Origin of the sequence: Ralstonia flaminis, assembly GCF_958415495.1 — a bacterium.
GTDB lineage: Bacteria > Pseudomonadota > Gammaproteobacteria > Burkholderiales > Burkholderiaceae > Ralstonia > Ralstonia flaminis.
Genome location: NZ_CATZLL010000018.1, coordinates 1 through 17,028, shown reverse-complemented (window position 1 = coordinate 17,028; position 17,028 = coordinate 1). Strand labels below are relative to the sequence as shown.

The window sequence follows — 17,028 nt, the reverse complement described above, 5'->3', positions numbered from 1 at the left end:
CCTACCCTGCCAGCGCAGTGGCTTGCGTGGGCGTCAGTTCCGATGCCGCGATCCCCAACACCCAATCCGTCGTCAACCCCGGTTGCGTGACAGGCAGCATGTGGCCGCCTGCCACGATGCGCAGGTTCACGCGGTCGAGCTTCTGCTTGAGTGCTTCGCCCTGGCGTGTGTAATTGAGGATGCGATCCCCCTTGCCGTAGAGCACATCCACCGGCACCGTCATCGACGCGTAGCGACGCTCCATGTCCGGCAGATCCTGCGGCGCGCAGACCAAGTCAGACGACGCCGCGTAGAACACGTGCGGACGCAGCCCCAGCAGGCCACCGCCCTTGAACGGAAAGCTCTGTGGCATGGCTTCGGGTGCAAACACAGCCTCGACCGCCTTGCGCGAACTGATGATCGACAGGGGAATCGCCAGCGTCCACGAGACCAGCCGGCGCACCAGCGGCGAAGGCAGCACCAGGCCGTTGAATGCGCCAGGCGGCGTGCTCTCCGCATGCGTGAGCGGGGCGATCAACGCAAGCCTGCGGATCACCTGGGGATGATTGAGCCCAACCGCCAGTGCAATCGCTCCACCCAGCGAATGCCCCACCAGCACGGGCTTGTCGAGCCCAAGCTTTTCAATGCACCGCGCGATCGTGCGTGCCTGTGCATAGACGTTGGCCGGTGTTGCATCCCCGCGAAGCGAGCGCCCCGCCCCCGGCCGGTCGATCAGGATCACGCGGTGCGATTGCGTCAGCCGCTCGAGTTCCAGATAGGCGAAGTTGCGCAGGTTTCCACACAGGCCGTGCACGAACACGATGGCCGGACCGCTGCCCTGATCGGTGTAGTGCACGCGGTCACCATCGACATCGATGAACTTGCCTTCCGGCGGAAACCCCTTGGTCACGCGGCGCGCAGTGAAAAACGTGAACGCCACCAGTACGGCGATCACCGCAATCAGGATAGCGACGACAGTCAGGATGGTGCTGGTCACAGTGCCCCCAAAGTGGTTTAGGCGGTTTGCCGGGCGCCGACCGGTTGGCCGCGGCGCTCGAACTGCATCGCATCATCGGCAAGCGACCCGAACTTGAGCATCATCAGATCGCGTGCGTAGTTCTGATATGACTTCCACGGCTGCTTGGTGCCCTGCTTGGGCAGAATGCCCGCCGCACGCTGGATATAGCCCGAAGTCAGGTCGACAGCGGGTTCAAGGCCCATCGCGTCATCGTCGAGCCGGGGCACACAAACGTCATAGCCGTTGGCCTGCATGTGGTTGAGCAGCCGGCACACGTACTGCGCAATCAGTTCGGCCTTGAGCGTCCACGAGGCATTCGTATAGCCGAACGACGAGGCAAGGTTCGGAATGCCGCTGTACATCATGCCCTTGTACGACACCGTCTGCGACAGGTCTACGGGCCGCCCATCGACGGTCACCCCCGCGCCGCCCAGCACCTTGAGCTTGAGCCCAGTGGCGGTGACGACCACATCGGCATCGAGATGCTCCCCGCCCTTGAGCTGCAGGCCGGTGGGCGTGAAGCATTCGATCTCGTCTGTTGCAATCGAGGCGCGGCCCGAGCGGATCGTCTTGAACAGATCGCCATCGGGCACCAGGCACAGGCGCTGGTCCCACGGGTTGTAGCGCGGCGTGAGGTGCTTGCGCACATCGAAATCGGGCCCGATCTGCTTGCCGGCCATGCGGATGATGAAATCCTTGAACGCACGGGGCTTGCGGCGCGCAAGGCCGTAGAAGTACATCGTCAGCAGCACGTTCTTGGTACGCACGAGCCGGTGCGCAAGCCCCGCTGGCAACCAGCGGCGCAGCGTGTTGGCCACGGCGTCCTGCTCCGGACGCGACACGATGTACGTAGGTGAGCGTTGCAGCATCGTCACGTGCTGTGCGGTATCGGCCATTGCAGGCACCAGCGTGACCGCAGTTGCGCCGCTGCCGATCACAACGACGCGCTTGCCGGCGTAATCCAGGTCCTGTGGCCAATGCTGCGGATGGACGATGCGCCCCTGGAACTGCTCCATCTGCGCCCAGGCAGGTGCGTGGCCCTCTTCGTAGTCGTAGTAGCCGCTGCACATGTAGAGGAACTTGCATGTGTAGTGCAGCGTTTCCTGTCGATCACCCTCGGTGCGCAGCACGCGCACGGTCCAACGTGCGGTAGCCGAATCCCAACTGGCACCCGTGACCTTGTGCTGGTACCGGATCGTCTTGTCGATGCCGAACACGCGCGCCGTGTCCTGGATGTAATCGAGAATAGTCTGGCCGTCGGAGATGGCCTTGTCGCTATGCCACGGGCGGAAGCTGTAGCCGAGCGTGAACATGTCGGAGTCGGAGCGGATGCCGGGGTAGCGGAACAAATCCCACGTACCGCCCATGGTCGCGCGGCTCTCCAGAATGGCGAAGCGGGCCGATGGGCAACGCTCGCGCAGGTGGTAAGCCGCACCCACGCCGGACAGGCCGGCACCGACGATCAGCACATCGAACTCCGTATCCGATGCCGTGGCACGGCTTCGGGGCGGTTGCGCGGCGGCTGCCCTTTCGATCGTCGTCTCCATGCGCCCTCCTGGTTGGCGGCTTGGCGATTTTCGCCTTAAATATGGTGTACGTTGTCACCACTTTAATTTTTCAGCGTCCTGACGTCAAATAGCGAAATGGAGAAAACATTTGAAACGGCCAAGAAGGGCCGCCCGTATGGCGGGGTGGCGCCAGAAGCACGCGCAGCAGAGCGCCGCGAAGCGCTGATCCGCGCCGGCACGTGCGTCTTCGGCACGGTGGGCTTCCGCAAAGCGACGGTCCGGGCGATCTGCCAGGAGGCGAAGCTGAACGATCGTTACTTCTATGCAGCGTTCGACAGCACGGAAGCGCTGCTGCGCGCAACCTATCAGCAACATGCCGAAGGCCTGCGCGCGCAGGTGTCACAAGCCACGGCTGCCGTGGACGGCACGCTGGAAGCGCGCGTCGACGCCGGCCTGCACGCGTTCTTCACCTTCTTGCGTGACCCGTGCGCGGCGCGCGTGCTTCTGCTCGAGGTGATGGGTGTGAGCCCGGAGACCGACGCGACCTACCAGCGCAACCTGATGGAGTTCGGCAAACAGATCATGGCGAATGTGCAGCCGCTCGGCACCGACAACGCCGACCTGCGCGCGGACCACCGGATCCTCGGCCTCGCGCTCGTGGGCGCCATGACCAATGTGGGCGCAGCCTGGCTGCTGACCGGGTACCGAGATCCGGAAGAGAAGATGGTGCGCAACTGCCGGCAGGTGCTGCTCGGCACGTTGCAGGCCATGGCGGCACGCTAGCAGCCCCGCCTCAAGCACCCCACCGGGGCTGTCCACCTCTATGCGTCGGACGGCTCCCACGCAAGTACCAGTTGCAGCAGGCCGGGAAACCTGGCGTCAAGATCCTCGGTGCGCACGCGGCTGCGTCGCTCCAGCCCGTATTGCCGCTGGCGCAGCACGCCGGCCTCTCGCAACGCCTTGAAATGGTGGGTCAGCGACGATTTCGGCCGATCGAAGCCGAACCAGCCGCACGGGTGGTCGTACGCCTCGGATTCCAGCATCAGCTTGCGCACGATGGTCAGGCGCAATGGGTCCGCCAGCGCGCCAAAGATGGCGTCCAACTGTAGATCTTCCAGGGCCGGTTCTGGCAACGGCTCAGGAAGGTCAGCCGACTCAGCGGCTGCCTTGGGCAAAGAGGTGCGTTTCATCCGTGCCACTGTATCACTTGTACGAATTTTCTCGAACTAACATATAGTTCGAGAAAACTCGTACAAGGACCCGTATCGTGTCGTCTTCCTCCATTGCAGTTCCCTCCTGCGGCACACCCGCCCGCATTACCACCGACATGTGGCGTGCCGCCGGGATGGTCACCGCTGTATTCATGCTGTCCAACTCGCCAACGCCGCTCTATGTGGTCTGGCAGCGCACGCTGGGCTTTTCGTCCGGCACCCTGACCGTCATCTTTGCGTTGTACATCGCCGGGCTGCTGGGCACGCTGCTGGTGGCCGGTCAGTTGTCCGACCGCTACGGGCGCAAGCCAGTGCTGCTACCGGGCATTGCAGCCGCGTTGGTCGCGTGCGGGTTGTTTGCTTGCGCATCGTCCACCGCCATGCTTGCCGTGGCCCGGTTGCTGACCGGCATTGCAGTGGGTGTCATCGTGTCGGCGGGGATGGCGTCGGTGGCAGACCTGGGCGGCAGCGCACGCAAGCGTGATGCCGCGCTGCTGGCTTCGGTGGCAATGGTGCTCGGCGCTGGCCTCGGGCCGCTGCTGGCCGGCGGCGCCGGACAAGTGCTCGCGCATCCGGTCATGACCGTGTTCGGCTTCGAGGCCGTGGTACTGCTCAGCGTCTTCGTGATTGCATGGCGGTTGCCGCTGGCCCGGCCAGCCAAGCCGCATGACAGTGAGACTGCCCCGCTGCATCTGCCGTCGGTTCCCGCGCAGAACCGCCGCCATGTCGCCAGCGGCATCGGTGTCTTTGGCCCCGGCATTACGGCGACGTCGTTCGTGCTCGCACTGGGGCCATCCCTGCTGGCGCGCCTGCTTGACGTGCGCAGCCCGCTGGTGGCCGGCGGCATGGCATGCGCGATGTTCCTGACCGCAACCGGCGTCCAGTTTGCCGCGCGGCGTCATTCGGTGCGGACATTGTTCCTGGCAGGCACGGCCGCGACCACGCTGTCGATGGGCGCGCTGTGCGCAGCGGTGCATGCGTCATCGGCACCCCTTCTGGTCATCGCTGCGCTGTTGGCGGGGGCGGGACAAGGGCTCGGCCAGCTCGGCGGATTGACGCTCATCAGCCTGCACGTGCTGGACACGCGCCGGGCCGAAGCCAATGCTGTCATGAACCTCGGTGGTTATATGCCTGCGGGGTTGTTGCCCGTGATGACCGGCTACGCAATCGATGCGTTTGGTCTGGCAACCGGTGCCACTGCCTTTGCCGTGACGCTGGCGCTCATCGCGCTCGGCTCAGGCAGCCTGGTCTTCCGATCGCTGGCACGCAGTGGCAACTGAGTCGATTCAGGCGGCGCCTTCCGGGCGCCCCAGCCGAACCACGGTCACGCCAGGTGCCAGGTGCCGCAACGATGGCTGCAGCAGCACGCAGTTGTCGTACGGCGTGACGATCTGCGCATCACCATCGGTGGCGATGACGGTGCCGGCGCGGGCGATAGTCTCCATACCGCGATAGTCGTGCGCAAACCGAAAGGCCGTGGACTTGGCGACCACCGGGTCCGTCACGCGAATGCATCGCACCTGCAGCGCGGGTGCAATCCCCAGCCACGCCGACACGACCGATGCGTCGACCGTGCCCAGCGCCACCAGGAAGCGCGCGCACGCATCCAGCGCCACATCGCGGCTCACGCGCTCGAAGTGCTGGCCGCATTCGATGAGCAGCGCGTTCTTCGCACTGCCTGCATCGCCAAAACCGGCGTAGTCGCGCAGGCGTCGGCCAGCGGCGTGGCCTGCGTCGATCATCAGGTGTGAAGGCGCGCCAACCTGGCGGCCGAATGCGACACCCTTCTCCAGCGGGCCGGTCAGCATCAGCGGCTCGGCTTTCTCGTGCATCGAGTGGATGTCGAGCAGGTAATCGACCGTGTCGATCACGGGACACAACTCGCGTGCGCGGCACAGTTCCAGCGTGTTACCGGGGCCGTCGAGCTTGTCGGCGGACCACACGCGGTTCAGGTCTTCGTCGATGAAGCGCGTGGCGTCAGGGTCGTTGATATCGAAGCGTTCATACGCCTCGACATTGGCAAACGACAGCGTGAGCTGGCCACGCGCCGGACGCACACCGGCGGCCAGCAGCGCATCCACCGCAATCGCACCGCACAGTTCGTTGCCGTGCGTGAGCGCGTTGATCATGACGTGCGGACCAGGCACACCGCTGTCGAACGTGTGTACGTAGTCCACGCCATGCGTGCCGGTCTTCCAGGGGCGAATGTCGGGCTTCTGCAGCTCGATCGGGTACACAGGCAGCGTGGCGCGCAGCGCCTCCAGGGTCATCATGCGAAATCCTTGGGTAGAGACGGGAACGAAAAATCAGTTCAGGTTCAGCATGCCCGCGCACGGCCGCGCAGCATCCACAGCGAGGCCAGGCTGATGAGCGTGGTCGCAAACACGTAGAAGCTCGGCGACGTCTTGATGTGCGTGACACCGATCAGCCACGTGACGATGAGCGGCGAGAACCCGCCGAAGATCGTCACCGACAAGTTATAGCTCAACGCCAGACCCGTGCCGCGTGTGCGCGTCGGGAAGATGTCGGCCAGCAATGCCGGCAGCGGCGCCAGGATGGCCGCCAGCAGTACACCCACGATCGCCTGCATGACCAGCAGCGTCCAGAACGTCGGCTGCGCGACCAGCGTGGCGAACATCGGATACGTCGACAGTGCAATCACCACCATCGCGATCGACACCACTCGGATGCTGCCAAAGCGATCCGCCAGCAAGCCGAACGCGGGCGCCATCACCATCAGCATGGCGCCGGTGATCATCGTGCAGACGAGCGACGCGCTGGTGGCGATGTGCAATTGGTTGATGGCGTAGGTCGGCATGTAGACCTTCTGCACGTAATTGAAGGCAGTGACGGCCACGACTACGCCGGCCCCCAGCAGCAGCCCGGGCAGACCCTGCGTGAGCGTGTCGCGCAGCGGTGAGCGCTCCTGCAGCGCTGGCGGCGCCTCTGCCTGCATGGCAACGAATTCCGGCGTCTCCGGCGTGTGGCGGCGGATGTAGACGCCGATGGGGCCGATCAGCAAACCGAACAAGAACGCCACGCGCCAGCCCCACGACTCCACCTGCGCGGTGGTCAACGCATACGTGAGCCATGCGCTCAAACCCGCCGCCAGCAAGGTCGCCAAGCCCTGCGTGGCCGCCTGCCAGCTCGCGTTGTAGCCCATGCGCTTGCCGTTGGCGTGTTCGATCATGAAGGCCGTGGCCGAGCCGAACTCGCCGCCAGCGGAGAAGCCCTGCAGCAGCCGCGCGACGATCACGATAGCGGGTGACCACAGCCCGATGGACGCATACGTGGGCGCAAACGCGATCATCGCGGTGCCCAGCATCATCAGCAGGATCGACCACGTGAGCGCCGCCTTGCGGCCGACGCGGTCGGCATAGCTGCCGAGCACCATCGAGCCCAGCGGCCGCATGATGAACGACACGCCAAACGTACCGACCGACAGCAACAGCGAGCTCCACGCATCGCCCGTCGGGAAGAACAGCTTGCCGATGGTGATGGCAAAGTAGCCGTAGATCAGCAGGTCGTAGTATTCGAGCGCATTGCCGACGCTGGCGGCCAGCACGGCGCGCCAGGGTGCGGGGTGTCGATGTGTGTCGGTAGCCGCGTGCGCGGGTGCGCCGCTCGCGTTGAGGGTATGGGCTGGCAAGGTTGTCTCCCCGTGGTCTGTGCCGATCCGCCGGTTGGCTGGTTGAACAGCCGGGGCGGGTGAAGGTTGCGGGGGAGTCTAGGCGGCGCGCCTGAGGCCCTTGTGCCGTTTCGGCACAAGGTTGGGCTTTTTGCGGTGACGTGGCCTCAGGCTGCCCCGGTCTGCGCGTTGGCAACAGCCAGTTGCCACACCTCATCGAGCAGCGCGCTCTGGTTGCTGCGCACGCGCATCATGCGGATGTCGACGTGGATGTGCCAGGCCTCATCGCCAGCGGAGCGCAGTTCACCGGCATTCAGATGCGGCTTGGCCAGGCGATACGGCAGCCACGCCATGCCGAACCCGCGCAGGGCCATCTCTTCCACCGCCTCATAGAAGTCGGCCTGGAACACAGGCTGCAGATGCGCCTTACGGTCGGCTGCCGCCAGATGGCTGTCGAGCATCTGCCGCAACGTCAGCCCGCGCGCAAAGGCCAACCACGGCAGCGGCGCAGCGGCGGTGCCGGGCAGCGTAAAACGTGCTCGGCAGCGCTTGTCAGGGGCACTGACGGGCACCAGCGTCTCGCTGCCGAGCAGGCAGTTGTCGTACTTGCGCGGGTCGAGCAGCGCATCGGCCTGCGGGCTGGCATAGGCGATCAGCAGGTCGACCGTGCCGTCGGCCAGCGCCAGCACGCCCTCCTGCGTGCCGCCGGTGGTGACCGTCAGCGGAAACACGCCGCGCTGGCGCGCCAGCGTTTCATACCAGCCGGGGACAAAGGTGCGTGCCAGCGTACGCCCCGTGCCGATCTTCAGCGCCACGGGCAATTGCGCCTCACGCAGCAGCAGGCGCGCATCGTTCAAGCCATCGACCGCATTGGCCGCCGCATCCAGAAACAACCGGCCCGCAGGCGTGAGCTTGACGGGGTGTTCGCTGCGCTCCACCAGCGCGGTGCCCACCCATTCCTCCAGCGCCTTGATACGCCGCCCGAACGCAGGGTGCGTGACGTTGCGGTTCTCGGCGGCACGGCTGAAGCTGCGCGTTTTCGCCAATTCTTTGAAGTCTTCCAGCCATTTGATCTGCATGGCACGTCCGGGTGGAGTGTTGGGCGGTGGGGTCAGCGCATTATCTCCGCTGCCCGCACGAACGGCCTTAACCTGCGTGCCGTATCGTTATCATCCTGAACAAACGATCTGCCACGCACTCATGACTGCACCTCGCCCGCTGTCCATCGGCATTGCAGGCGCCGGCAACGCCGGCCTGGCCGCCGCCATTGCGTTTGCCCGCCAGGGACATGATGTCCACATCTACGAAAAGCACCCGCAACTGACCGCCATGGGCGCGGGCCTGCTGATCCAGCCGCAGGGTATTCGCGCGCTGGAGGCGCTCGGCATGGGCCGTGAGCTGGAGCACATCGGCGCACCGATCGACCGCCTGATCGGCCTGAGCCATCGGGGCTGGCGCCTGCTCGACATCGACTACACCGACGCACCGGGCCGTGCGGTCACGCGCCACGCGCTCTCATCCATGCTGTACGACGCTGCACTGCGCGCGGGTGCAGCCTTCCACTTCGACTGCGGCATCCAGCAATTGCGGCGTGACGGCAAGCAGGCACGCGTGACCCACGCACAAGGTGAATCGGCCTTCGACCTGTTCGTGATTGCCGACGGTGCGGCCTCCTCGCTGCGCGAACCCGCTGGCCTGGCGGGCCCGTCGAGCACCTACCGCTGGGGCACGCTATGGTTCCAAGCGTGGGTCGAAGGCTGGGATGCGCGCGTGTTGCAGCAACGCTTTCGCGGCACGCGCGAAATGATGGGCCTGCTGCCCACCGACGTAGATGGTGCGCGCACACGCCTGTCGATGTTCTGGAGCCTGCGTGGCGATACCGTCGACGCTTGGCGCCAGGGCGACATCGCCCAGTGGAAAGCCCACGTGCTGAGCTTGTGGCCGCAAGCCGCCCCCGTGATCGAACAGATCCGCTCGCACGACGACCTGCCCTTCGCCGTCTATCGCCACACATGGCCACGCGCGCTGGCCAAGCCACCCTACTGCGTCATCGGCGACGCAGCCCACGCGATGAGCCCGCAGCTCGGCCTGGGGACCACGTTGGCCGCGCAGGATGCGCTGGCGCTGGCCTCCGCTGTGCAGGAGCACGGCCCCGTCGACGGCGCCCTCGTCTATCACGTACGCCGGTTGCGTACCGTACAGGCTTACCAAACCCTCAGCCGCGCGCTCACGCCGTGCTTCCAGGCCCAGTACGGCGGTTGGGCGCGCGACATGGTGTTCACCACCGGCCTACGCATTCCCGGCGTGGCATGGCTCATGAAACGCAGCCTAGCCGAACCGCCCGCGCGCAATGCAGCCCTCACCGCCACACCTGCAAGTGAAGAGACGCAAGCATGAACCTGACCTCATCCACAAGCATGCCGTTGCTGCACAGCCTTTTGCCTGAGTACCAGTTCAGCGAGCAGCATCAGATCCGCATCGATGCCGCTCCCGGGCGTGTGCTCGATATGGTGTCTCGATTGGATATCAGCGATTTTCCGCTGGCGCAGCTGTTCCTGCATCTGCGCGCGGTGCCGGCGCGCCTTGCCGCGCTGGCAGGCAAGCACAGCGACCGCCGCGTCGACGCAGGGTTCGGGTTGCATGACTTCATCGAGCTGGGCCGAGATGGCGATCGTGAACGCGCGCTTGGTCTGGTCGGCAAGTTCTGGGAGCCCGCCGGTGGGCTCATTGATGTGCAGGCGAGCGAATTCCGCTCGTTCTCCGCAGCCGGCGTGCTCAAGCTGGTGATGACGTTCGTGACCCAGCCAGACGGCGCAGGCGGCACGCTGCTCACCACCCGCACCTGCGTGCATTGCCCGGACGACGCCTCGCGCCGCCGCTTCACGCCCTACTGGTTACTCATCCGCATCCCGAGTGGGTTGATCCGCCGCATGATGCTCAAGCGCATCAAGCAACTGGCCGAGGCACGCGCATAGTCCGCAAAATTCCGCTTACACGTCGAGGATGACCAGCGTGCCGGCACTGCCGGCGTCCACGCTGTGCGGCACGCCCGCCGGCACCACATAGACTTCACCGCGCGAGACCGTCACCGCCTCGCCATGAATGCGCAGGCGCAGCTCGCCGTCGACCACCAGCAAGCCCTCGGCATAGTCGTGCACTTCATCGGGATATGGCGTGCCATCCATGCGCAGCACCTTGAAGTTGCCACCGCCAAAACGCTCCAGCACGCGGGACGACCACGCTTTCGGCAGCGCCTGCGCAAACGCATTCAGATTGACCAGCGACACGACGGCCTCGACCAGCAAATGGGGAAGCGCCGAGCATACCAGCGGCTGCAGAAACAAACAGGGCGACGCCACATGTCGCGACGTCGCCCCATCTGCATGGGCACAACGGTGCCCGGTCGTGTCTTACGACTCGTAGACCTCGTCCGCCATCCCGGCCAGCGCACCCCCCTCTTCCACGGGCTTCAGGTGGTCCAGTCGATAGCCGTGCTTGTACACCGCCACCAGGCGCACCTCGTTCACCGGCTCGATGTTCAGTTTCATGCGGATACGTGAGACATGGCTGTCGATCGTGCGCGTGTACTCCGATGAGTTGCGTCCCCACACCTGCCCGAAGATATGGTCACGCGAAAGCGTGCGGCCCACGTTCGAGAACAGCAGCAGCGCGAGCTGGAACTCGATGCCCGTCAGCGTGATGGGCTCGCCGTGCAGCGTGACCTGCTGGCGCTGCGGATTGAAGTGGAACGGGCCCACGTCAAACGGCAGACGACCGTACGGAATCGGATAGGCACGACGCAGCAGCGCATCAACGCGCGCGCGCAGCTCAGGAATGCGGAACGGCTTGGTGATGTAATCATCCGCGCCCTGCGTGAGCGCGCGTACCAGACCCTTCTCGCTCTCTTCAGCCGTCACGAACAGGATCGGCAGGACATCCTTGTGGCGGCTGCGCACAACGCTCAGCACATCGATGCCGAGCATACCCGGCGTGTGCCAGTCGAGGATCAGCATGTCGTACGAAGAGCGGCCCAACATGCGCAGCAGCGTGGCGCCGTCGGTATAGGTGACCACGTCGTGGCCGGACTGGGAGAGGATCTGGACGATGACTTCGCTTTGGAAAGGATCGTCTTCAAGCAAGGCGATACGCATGTTCGGTTCCATGAAAGATGCGCACATGCGTGCCGGGATGGCGCGGGCGCCTACGCAGCCCGAACGGTCGCGTGCTCGTGCGATCCGTTGCATGTGTTATTTCCATGCAATTTTGTTGGCAAGGTGTGCCGCGAACCATGAGAAGAGTCCTAATTTGTGGAGACACTTCCAAGCCCGCCTTGGCACGTGCTAGCGACAACATGAGCAACGCAGACAAAAAAAAAAGCCCGGACAAACGAGGTCCGGGCGGCGGTGTTTCTCACAACGTGACGGGATCAGAAACACCCAAGGGTCGCGTATGCCGGACACGCTGCAGCACACCGGGGGGACGCACTGCAACGTTTCACGGGGGTGACGTCAAGGAGGTAGACGTAGTTGTCCGGCAAACGTGGGGCGGATGATGCCGCGCCATGCGTGTGTCCGGATCATTCGTCACAACATTTAACGGACCACCATGCCCGGTGGCGACGCCTCAGGTGGGATCAGCGTTCTCCAGCTCCTGCCGGATCGACTCCGTCAGCATGTCGATCAACAGACGAACCCGCTTGGGCACAAAACGCGCAGATGGCGTCACAAGGTTGATCGGCTCACCGCTGGTGGCGTAGTCGGGCAACACGCGCACGAGGCGCGGCAACGGCGCATTCGCACGGGCAATGCCGCTCGCGTACAAGGGCAGCGGGCCAATGCCGGTGCCGGAGGCGATGAGCGTTTCGAGGTAGATGAGGCTGTCGGCATTGAGGCGCGCGCGCACAGCCACGGTCTTGAGGCCGTCGGGACCAACCAGACGCCACTGCGTCTCGCCACGGCCAGTGCCGCGGAAGTCGAGACAGCAGTGATCGGCCAGTTCCTGCACCGTCTGGGGCACACCGCGCCGCTGCAGGTATTCTGGCGAGGCGAACAGCCCGATGCGCAGCACGCCCAACGGCCGCGCCACGAGAGAACTGTCGGCCAGCCGGCCAACACGCACGGCAAGGTCGAACCCTTCCTGCACCAGATCGACATTGCGCGGTGAGAGCACAACATCCAGGTCGATGTCCTGGTATTGCTGCATGAAACGCGCGGCCACCGGCGCCACCAGCAGGCGCCCCACGTCTTCGGAAGACGTGAGCCGCACTTTGCCGCGCGGAGTGTCCTGCAGTTCACCCGCACAGGTTGTCGCCCGCTCAATGTCTTCCAGTGCATGCGACGCCACCTGATACAGGCTCTGACCTGCGTCGGTCAGATGCAGCGTGCGTGTGGTGCGCTGTAACAGGCGTACGTTCAAATCCTGTTCCAGCGCGGCAATGCCTCGGCTGACGGACGATTTGGGCAAATCCAGGCGTGCGGCAGCGGCAGTGAAGCTTCCCGCCTCGACAACGCGCACGAACAGCGACAATTGGTTCAAATCCACGTGGTTTCCTCCTCCTGTGGTTGTGCTCGCCGGCCTATGGTTGTCATTGTCCCGCCAGGAGCAACATTTTTTCCCACGATAACCGACTAGTGCGAACAGGGCAACCACCCTACATTGTGGGTATGACAAATCCCCAATTTCAGGAGAAGCACATGGAAACCCTCGTGCAACCTCGTGTGCAACGCGCTCGTCGTGTGGAGCGCATCGTCACCGGTCGGCCCACCTCGGACGGCGCGGGCGTGAAGCTCACGCGCGTGCTGACGAACAACCTGCAACGCCGGCTCGATCCGTTCCTGATGCTTGACGCGTTCCGCAGCGATGATCCGAACGACTACCTGGCCGGCTTTCCCGATCACCCGCACCGCGGCTTTGAAACGGTGACGTACATGATCGCGGGCCGCATGCGCCACCGCGACAGCGCCGGCCACGAAGGCCTGCTGCAACACGGCGGCGTGCAGTGGATGACCGCCGGCAGCGGCGTCGTGCACTCGGAGATGCCGGAGCAGGAAGACGGCGTGATGGAAGGCTTCCAGCTCTGGCTGAACCTGCCCGCGCGCGACAAGATGACGACACCGTGGTACCGCGATATTCCGTCGAACGAGATTCCCGAGTTCACGACAGAAGACGGCGTGGCCGTGCGCGTGATCGCCGGTGAATCGCAGGGCGTGCAGGGTGCGATGACGCGTGAAGCAACGCAGCCGCTGTATCTGGACATCACGCTGCCGGCGGGTGCGTCGTTCGCGCAGCCGCTGCCGGTGGGTCACAACGCGTTCGTCTACGTGTTTCGCGGCAGTGCGCTGGTGGGCGATGCTGAAGCACCGGGCAACGCCGGTCTGCAGCGCGTGGACGACAAGCAGATGGCCATCCTCGCCAACACGGAAGGCAGTGACGGCGTGGTCATCCGCGCGGGTGATGCAGAGGCACGCGTGCTGGTAGTGGCAGGCAAGCCGCTGAACGAGTCGATCGCGCAGTACGGCCCGTTTGTAATGAACACGCAGGAAGAGATCTTCCAGGCCGTGCGTGATTTCCAGGCCGGCAAGTTTGCCTAAGCCTTAGCGCGACACCAAAGAAAAACCGCCGCTCGGTTTCACCAGAGCGGCGGTTCGTCCAACAGCGCGATCTGCTCGCGCAATTCCAAGACTCGGTCCTGCCAGTAGCGTTGCGTGTTGAACCACGGAAACGCGGCAGGAAACGCCGGGTCATTCCAGCGACGCGCCAGCCACGCGCTGTAGTGCAGCAGGCGCAGCGTGCGCAGTGCTTCCACCAGAGACAGCTCGCGCGTATCGAATTCACAGAAGTCTTCGTAGCCGGCCAGCACGCTGGCGAGCTGCGATTGCATGGATGCGCGATCGCCCGAGAGCAGCATCCACAGATCCTGCACGGCGGGGCCGGTACGGCTGTCGTCAAAATCGACGAAGTGCGGGCCTGCGCTGCGCAATGGGTCGCCTTGCTTGGCGTCGCCCTCTTCAATCCAGAGGACATTGGAGGCGTGGCAATCGCCATGCAGACGCAGCAGAGACACATCGCCCGCGCGGTCGTAGCAGCGGCGTACGCCGTCGAGCGCGGCATCGGCCACGCTGCGCCAGGCGGGCAGCAGATCGGGCGGAATGAAGTCGTGTTCGAGCAGCCAGTCGCGCGATTGCACGCCAAAGGTGTCGATGTCGAGCGCAGGCCGCGCCGTGAACGGACGTTGCGCGCCCACGGCATGGATGCGGCCGAGGAAACGGCCCATCCATTCGAGCGTGTCTTCGCGGTCGATGGCGGGCACGCGGCCGGCGCAGCGCGGGAAAACCGCAAAATGCCATCGATCGAACGCATGCAGCGTGCGGCCGTCGATCTCCAGCGGTGCGATCACCGGAATCTCCGCCGCCGCGAGTTCAGCGGTAAAGGCGTGTTCCTCGACGATCTGCACGTCGTTCCAGCGGCCGGGGCGGTAGAACTTGACCACCACCGGCGCGCTGTCTTCCACGCCGACCTGGTAGACGCGGTTTTCGTAGCTGTTGAGGGCAAACATGCGGCCGTCCGGCATCAGCCCGACCTGCGCCAGTGCATCGAGGATGCTGTCGGGCGTCAGGCCGTCGTACGGGGCTTCAGCGGATGCGGGTTGGCCGTCGTCGTGCATGAACCGGTGGTCCTTAAGCCTTACGCCCGCCGAGCAATGCAGCGGCCTTGGCGAACAGGCCGTTGAACGGTTGCTTGGCCGGTTGCGCAGCCTTCTGAGCCGGCTGTGCGGCTTGCGTGTTCGACGAACGACGCTGATGACCACCCTGCCCGTTGTTGCCTTGGGCTTGCCCCTGGCGCTGGCCGCGCGACTGCGATTGGCCGTTGCCACCGCCGTTGCCCCGGTGACCATTCTGCAGCTTCGGTGCGGCCTGGCCATCGCGCTGGCCTTGTCCTTGTGCTTGGCGCTGGCGGTTACCGCCACCATTGCGACCCTGGCCTTGGCCCTGACCTTGACCCTGCGCCTGCCCATTGCCACTCGACTCACGACGCGGTTCGCGGGGCTCACGCGGAGCGCGCGGCTCGCGCGGCGCAGTGTTGCCGCTGGCCTGACGCGGCTGACCGCGCCCACCACCCGGACGGCCGCCACGCGCATTGTTGCGTCCATTCGGAATCGGCTCCGGCGCAATCGTCGGGTCCGGCTCGAAGCCTTCCAGTACGGTGCGCGGCAATTCACGCTTGATCAGGCGCTCGATGTCGCGCAGCAGGCCGTGCTCGTCCACGCAGACCAGCGAGATCGCCTCGCCCTGCGCACCCGCGCGGCCTGTGCGACCGATGCGGTGCACGTAGTCTTCCGGCACGTTCGGCAGGTCGAAGTTGACCACATGCGGCAGTTGGTCGATGTCGATGCCGCGCGCGGCGATGTCGGTGGCGACCAGCACGCGCAGCGTGCCTGCCTTGAACTCTGACAGCGCACGCGTGCGTGCCGACTGGCTCTTGTTGCCGTGGATTGCCAGCGCCGGAATGCCGTCGCGCGTGAGTTGTTCGGCCAGGCGGTTTGCGCCGTGCTTGGTGCGCGTGAAGACCAGCACCTGATGCCAGTCGTTGTCGCGCACAAGCTTGGCGAGCAGTTCGCGCTTGCGCTCGCGGTCTACCGGGTAGATGCGTTGCTCAACGGTCTCGGCCGTGGTGTTGCGGCGGGCGACTTCGATCAGCGCGGGCTTATCGAGCAGGCGATCGGCCAGTTCACGGATATCGTCCGAGAACGTGGCCGAGAACAGCAGGTTCTGGCGCTTGGGCGGCAGGATGTTGAGGATCTTGCGGATGTCGTGGATGAAGCCCATGTCAAGCATGCGGTCGGCTTCGTCCAGCACCAGCAGTTCGATGTGCGACAGGTCGATGGTGCGCTGGCCCACATGGTCCAGCAGACGGCCCGGCGTAGCCACGACGATATCGACGCCGCGCTTGAGCGCATCGATCTGCGGGTTGATGCCAACGCCGCCGAACATCACCATCGACTTCAGCGGCAGGTATTTGCCATAGGCGCGCACGCTCTCTTCCACCTGCGCGGCGAGTTCACGCGTGGGGGTGAGCACCAGCGCGCGGATCGGAAAGCGCATGCCATTGGGCGTCTGCACCTTGTTCGGCTGCGTGGCAGAGAGGCGATGCAGCAGCGGCAGCGTGAAACCGGCAGTCTTGCCGGTGCCTGTCTGTGCACCGGCGAGCAGGTCACCGCCCTTGAGAACGGCGGGGATGGCCTGGCGTTGAATCGGAGTGGGTTCGGTGTAGCCGAGTTCGGCCACGGCGCGTACCAGCTTGTCTGACAAGCCGAGTTCGGAAAACGACATGGAAACGGAGAAACTTGAACCGGCATGCCCCGCGCATTCGTTCGTGCGCCAATCGTGGGCCAAGCCTAGGTAGGTGACGGGGCGACTGGACCCCGGGGACTGCATGAACTGCAAGAAGGGCCGTAGTTTAACAGGTGATGGTGGCGGACCATGCAAAGTGGCGGACCGAACACTGGTATTGACAGCCTCTCTCCTTACAGGGAGGTGGGCATCTAAGAAAATCAGATTTTGCTGATATCAATTCAGCAGTAGCTCGCCGATCGTGCGCAAATTGTCGTTCTGCGATTTGCGTAACCGATGCCCGCACCCTCATCCACGCCGCCCACACCAGCCCCACCGCCCGTCAAGCTCCAGC

Annotated in this window: 16 protein-coding genes; 5 read left to right on the top strand and 11 right to left on the bottom strand. The window is 64.8% G+C overall.

From position 1 onward, the window contains the following. Position 1 precedes the first annotated feature (1 nt). Together R2N11_RS22890 and R2N11_RS22885 are read right to left on the bottom strand one after the other, a co-directional pair. Complete coding sequence (locus R2N11_RS22890) at positions 2–976, bottom strand: alpha/beta fold hydrolase (RefSeq protein WP_316682485.1); 975 nt, start codon at positions 974–976, stop codon at positions 2–4. A gap of 17 nt (positions 977–993) precedes the next feature. Then, a complete protein-coding gene (locus R2N11_RS22885; protein WP_430715468.1) occupies positions 994–2,544 on the bottom strand; it encodes a flavin-containing monooxygenase in 1,551 nt (516 codons plus the stop codon). Positions 2,545–2,640: 96 nt separating this feature from the next. Here R2N11_RS22885 and R2N11_RS22880 point away from each other — a divergent pair, with 96 nt between their 5' ends. Next, on the top strand, positions 2,641–3,288 hold the full coding sequence (locus R2N11_RS22880) for a TetR/AcrR family transcriptional regulator (RefSeq protein ID WP_316682484.1): 648 nt from the start codon (positions 2,641–2,643) through the stop codon (positions 3,286–3,288). A gap of 38 nt (positions 3,289–3,326) precedes the next feature. Here R2N11_RS22880 and R2N11_RS22875 read toward each other — a convergent pair whose 3' ends face one another. Beyond that, positions 3,327–3,695 (bottom strand): ArsR/SmtB family transcription factor, encoded by a 369-nt coding sequence (locus R2N11_RS22875; protein WP_316682483.1) that lies wholly within the window; start codon positions 3,693–3,695, stop codon positions 3,327–3,329. A 137-nt stretch (positions 3,696–3,832) separates the two neighbouring features. Between R2N11_RS22875 and R2N11_RS22870 the strand changes: the two genes are divergently transcribed. Beyond that, a complete protein-coding gene (locus R2N11_RS22870) occupies positions 3,833–4,996 on the top strand; it encodes an MFS transporter (protein ID WP_430715469.1) in 1,164 nt (387 codons plus the stop codon). Positions 4,997–5,002: 6 nt separating this feature from the next. On the opposite strand, the gene R2N11_RS22865 is transcribed toward R2N11_RS22870, so the two are convergent. From R2N11_RS22865 to R2N11_RS22855, 3 genes are all read right to left on the bottom strand, one after another. After that, a complete protein-coding gene (locus R2N11_RS22865; protein ID WP_316682480.1) occupies positions 5,003–5,989 on the bottom strand; it encodes a M14 family metallopeptidase in 987 nt (328 codons plus the stop codon). Positions 5,990–6,033: 44 nt separating this feature from the next. Continuing rightward, the gene (locus tag R2N11_RS22860) at positions 6,034–7,365 is read right to left on the bottom strand and encodes an MFS transporter (RefSeq protein WP_316682479.1); all 1,332 of its coding nucleotides are present in this window, start codon (positions 7,363–7,365) and stop codon (positions 6,034–6,036) included. A 146-nt stretch (positions 7,366–7,511) separates the two neighbouring features. After that, positions 7,512–8,423, bottom strand: a complete 912-nt coding sequence (locus tag R2N11_RS22855; protein WP_316682478.1) for a LysR family transcriptional regulator — start codon at positions 8,421–8,423, stop codon at positions 7,512–7,514. 121 nt (positions 8,424–8,544) lie between these two features. Between R2N11_RS22855 and R2N11_RS22850 the strand changes: the two genes are divergently transcribed. After that, the gene (locus R2N11_RS22850) at positions 8,545–9,741 is read left to right on the top strand and encodes an FAD-dependent oxidoreductase (RefSeq protein WP_316682477.1); all 1,197 of its coding nucleotides are present in this window, start codon (positions 8,545–8,547) and stop codon (positions 9,739–9,741) included. A gap of 20 nt (positions 9,742–9,761) precedes the next feature. Then, positions 9,762–10,319, top strand: coding sequence for a hypothetical protein (locus tag R2N11_RS22845; protein ID WP_199032099.1), 558 nt, complete (start codon positions 9,762–9,764; stop codon positions 10,317–10,319). A 15-nt stretch (positions 10,320–10,334) separates the two neighbouring features. Here R2N11_RS22845 and R2N11_RS22840 read toward each other — a convergent pair whose 3' ends face one another. The 3 genes from R2N11_RS22840 to R2N11_RS22830 all read right to left on the bottom strand — a co-directional run bounded on the left by R2N11_RS22840 (position 10,335) and on the right by R2N11_RS22830 (position 12,885). Beyond that, on the bottom strand, positions 10,335–10,631 hold the full coding sequence (locus R2N11_RS22840; protein ID WP_021196586.1) for a cupin domain-containing protein: 297 nt from the start codon (positions 10,629–10,631) through the stop codon (positions 10,335–10,337). Between the two features lie 123 nt (positions 10,632–10,754). After that, on the bottom strand, positions 10,755–11,495 hold the full coding sequence (locus tag R2N11_RS22835; protein WP_199032088.1) for a response regulator transcription factor: 741 nt from the start codon (positions 11,493–11,495) through the stop codon (positions 10,755–10,757). A gap of 472 nt (positions 11,496–11,967) precedes the next feature. Continuing rightward, a complete protein-coding gene (locus tag R2N11_RS22830) occupies positions 11,968–12,885 on the bottom strand; it encodes a LysR family transcriptional regulator (protein WP_048934065.1) in 918 nt (305 codons plus the stop codon). A gap of 152 nt (positions 12,886–13,037) precedes the next feature. Here R2N11_RS22830 and R2N11_RS22825 point away from each other — a divergent pair, with 152 nt between their 5' ends. Next, on the top strand, positions 13,038–13,934 hold the full coding sequence (locus tag R2N11_RS22825) for a pirin family protein (RefSeq protein ID WP_316682476.1): 897 nt from the start codon (positions 13,038–13,040) through the stop codon (positions 13,932–13,934). Positions 13,935–13,972: 38 nt separating this feature from the next. On the opposite strand, the gene R2N11_RS22820 is transcribed toward R2N11_RS22825, so the two are convergent. Next, complete coding sequence (locus R2N11_RS22820; protein ID WP_316682475.1) at positions 13,973–15,007, bottom strand: serine/threonine protein kinase; 1,035 nt, start codon at positions 15,005–15,007, stop codon at positions 13,973–13,975. A gap of 13 nt (positions 15,008–15,020) precedes the next feature. Beyond that, positions 15,021–16,673 carry a DEAD/DEAH box helicase gene (locus tag R2N11_RS22815; RefSeq protein WP_316682474.1) on the bottom strand — a complete coding sequence of 551 codons (1,653 nt, stop codon included), beginning with the start codon at positions 16,671–16,673 and terminating at the stop codon, positions 15,021–15,023. Positions 16,674–17,028: the final 355 nt, after the last annotated feature.

Coding starts and splice junctions, on each gene's coding strand:
- R2N11_RS22885 (WP_430715468.1), bottom strand. CDS start 2,544: ATGGAGACGACGATCGAAAGGGCAGCCGCCGCGCAACCGCCCCGAAGC.
- R2N11_RS22880 (WP_316682484.1), top strand. CDS start 2,641: ATGGAGAAAACATTTGAAACGGCCAAGAAGGGCCGCCCGTATGGCGGG.
- R2N11_RS22875 (WP_316682483.1), bottom strand. CDS start 3,695: ATGAAACGCACCTCTTTGCCCAAGGCAGCCGCTGAGTCGGCTGACCTT.
- R2N11_RS22870 (WP_430715469.1), top strand. CDS start 3,833: ATGTGGCGTGCCGCCGGGATGGTCACCGCTGTATTCATGCTGTCCAAC.
- R2N11_RS22865 (WP_316682480.1), bottom strand. CDS start 5,989: ATGATGACCCTGGAGGCGCTGCGCGCCACGCTGCCTGTGTACCCGATC.
- R2N11_RS22855 (WP_316682478.1), bottom strand. CDS start 8,423: ATGCAGATCAAATGGCTGGAAGACTTCAAAGAATTGGCGAAAACGCGC.
- R2N11_RS22850 (WP_316682477.1), top strand. CDS start 8,545: ATGACTGCACCTCGCCCGCTGTCCATCGGCATTGCAGGCGCCGGCAAC.
- R2N11_RS22845 (WP_199032099.1), top strand. CDS start 9,762: ATGCCGTTGCTGCACAGCCTTTTGCCTGAGTACCAGTTCAGCGAGCAG.
- R2N11_RS22835 (WP_199032088.1), bottom strand. CDS start 11,495: ATGCGTATCGCCTTGCTTGAAGACGATCCTTTCCAAAGCGAAGTCATC.
- R2N11_RS22825 (WP_316682476.1), top strand. CDS start 13,038: ATGGAAACCCTCGTGCAACCTCGTGTGCAACGCGCTCGTCGTGTGGAG.
- R2N11_RS22820 (WP_316682475.1), bottom strand. CDS start 15,007: ATGCACGACGACGGCCAACCCGCATCCGCTGAAGCCCCGTACGACGGC.
- R2N11_RS22815 (WP_316682474.1), bottom strand. CDS start 16,673: ATGTCGTTTTCCGAACTCGGCTTGTCAGACAAGCTGGTACGCGCCGTG.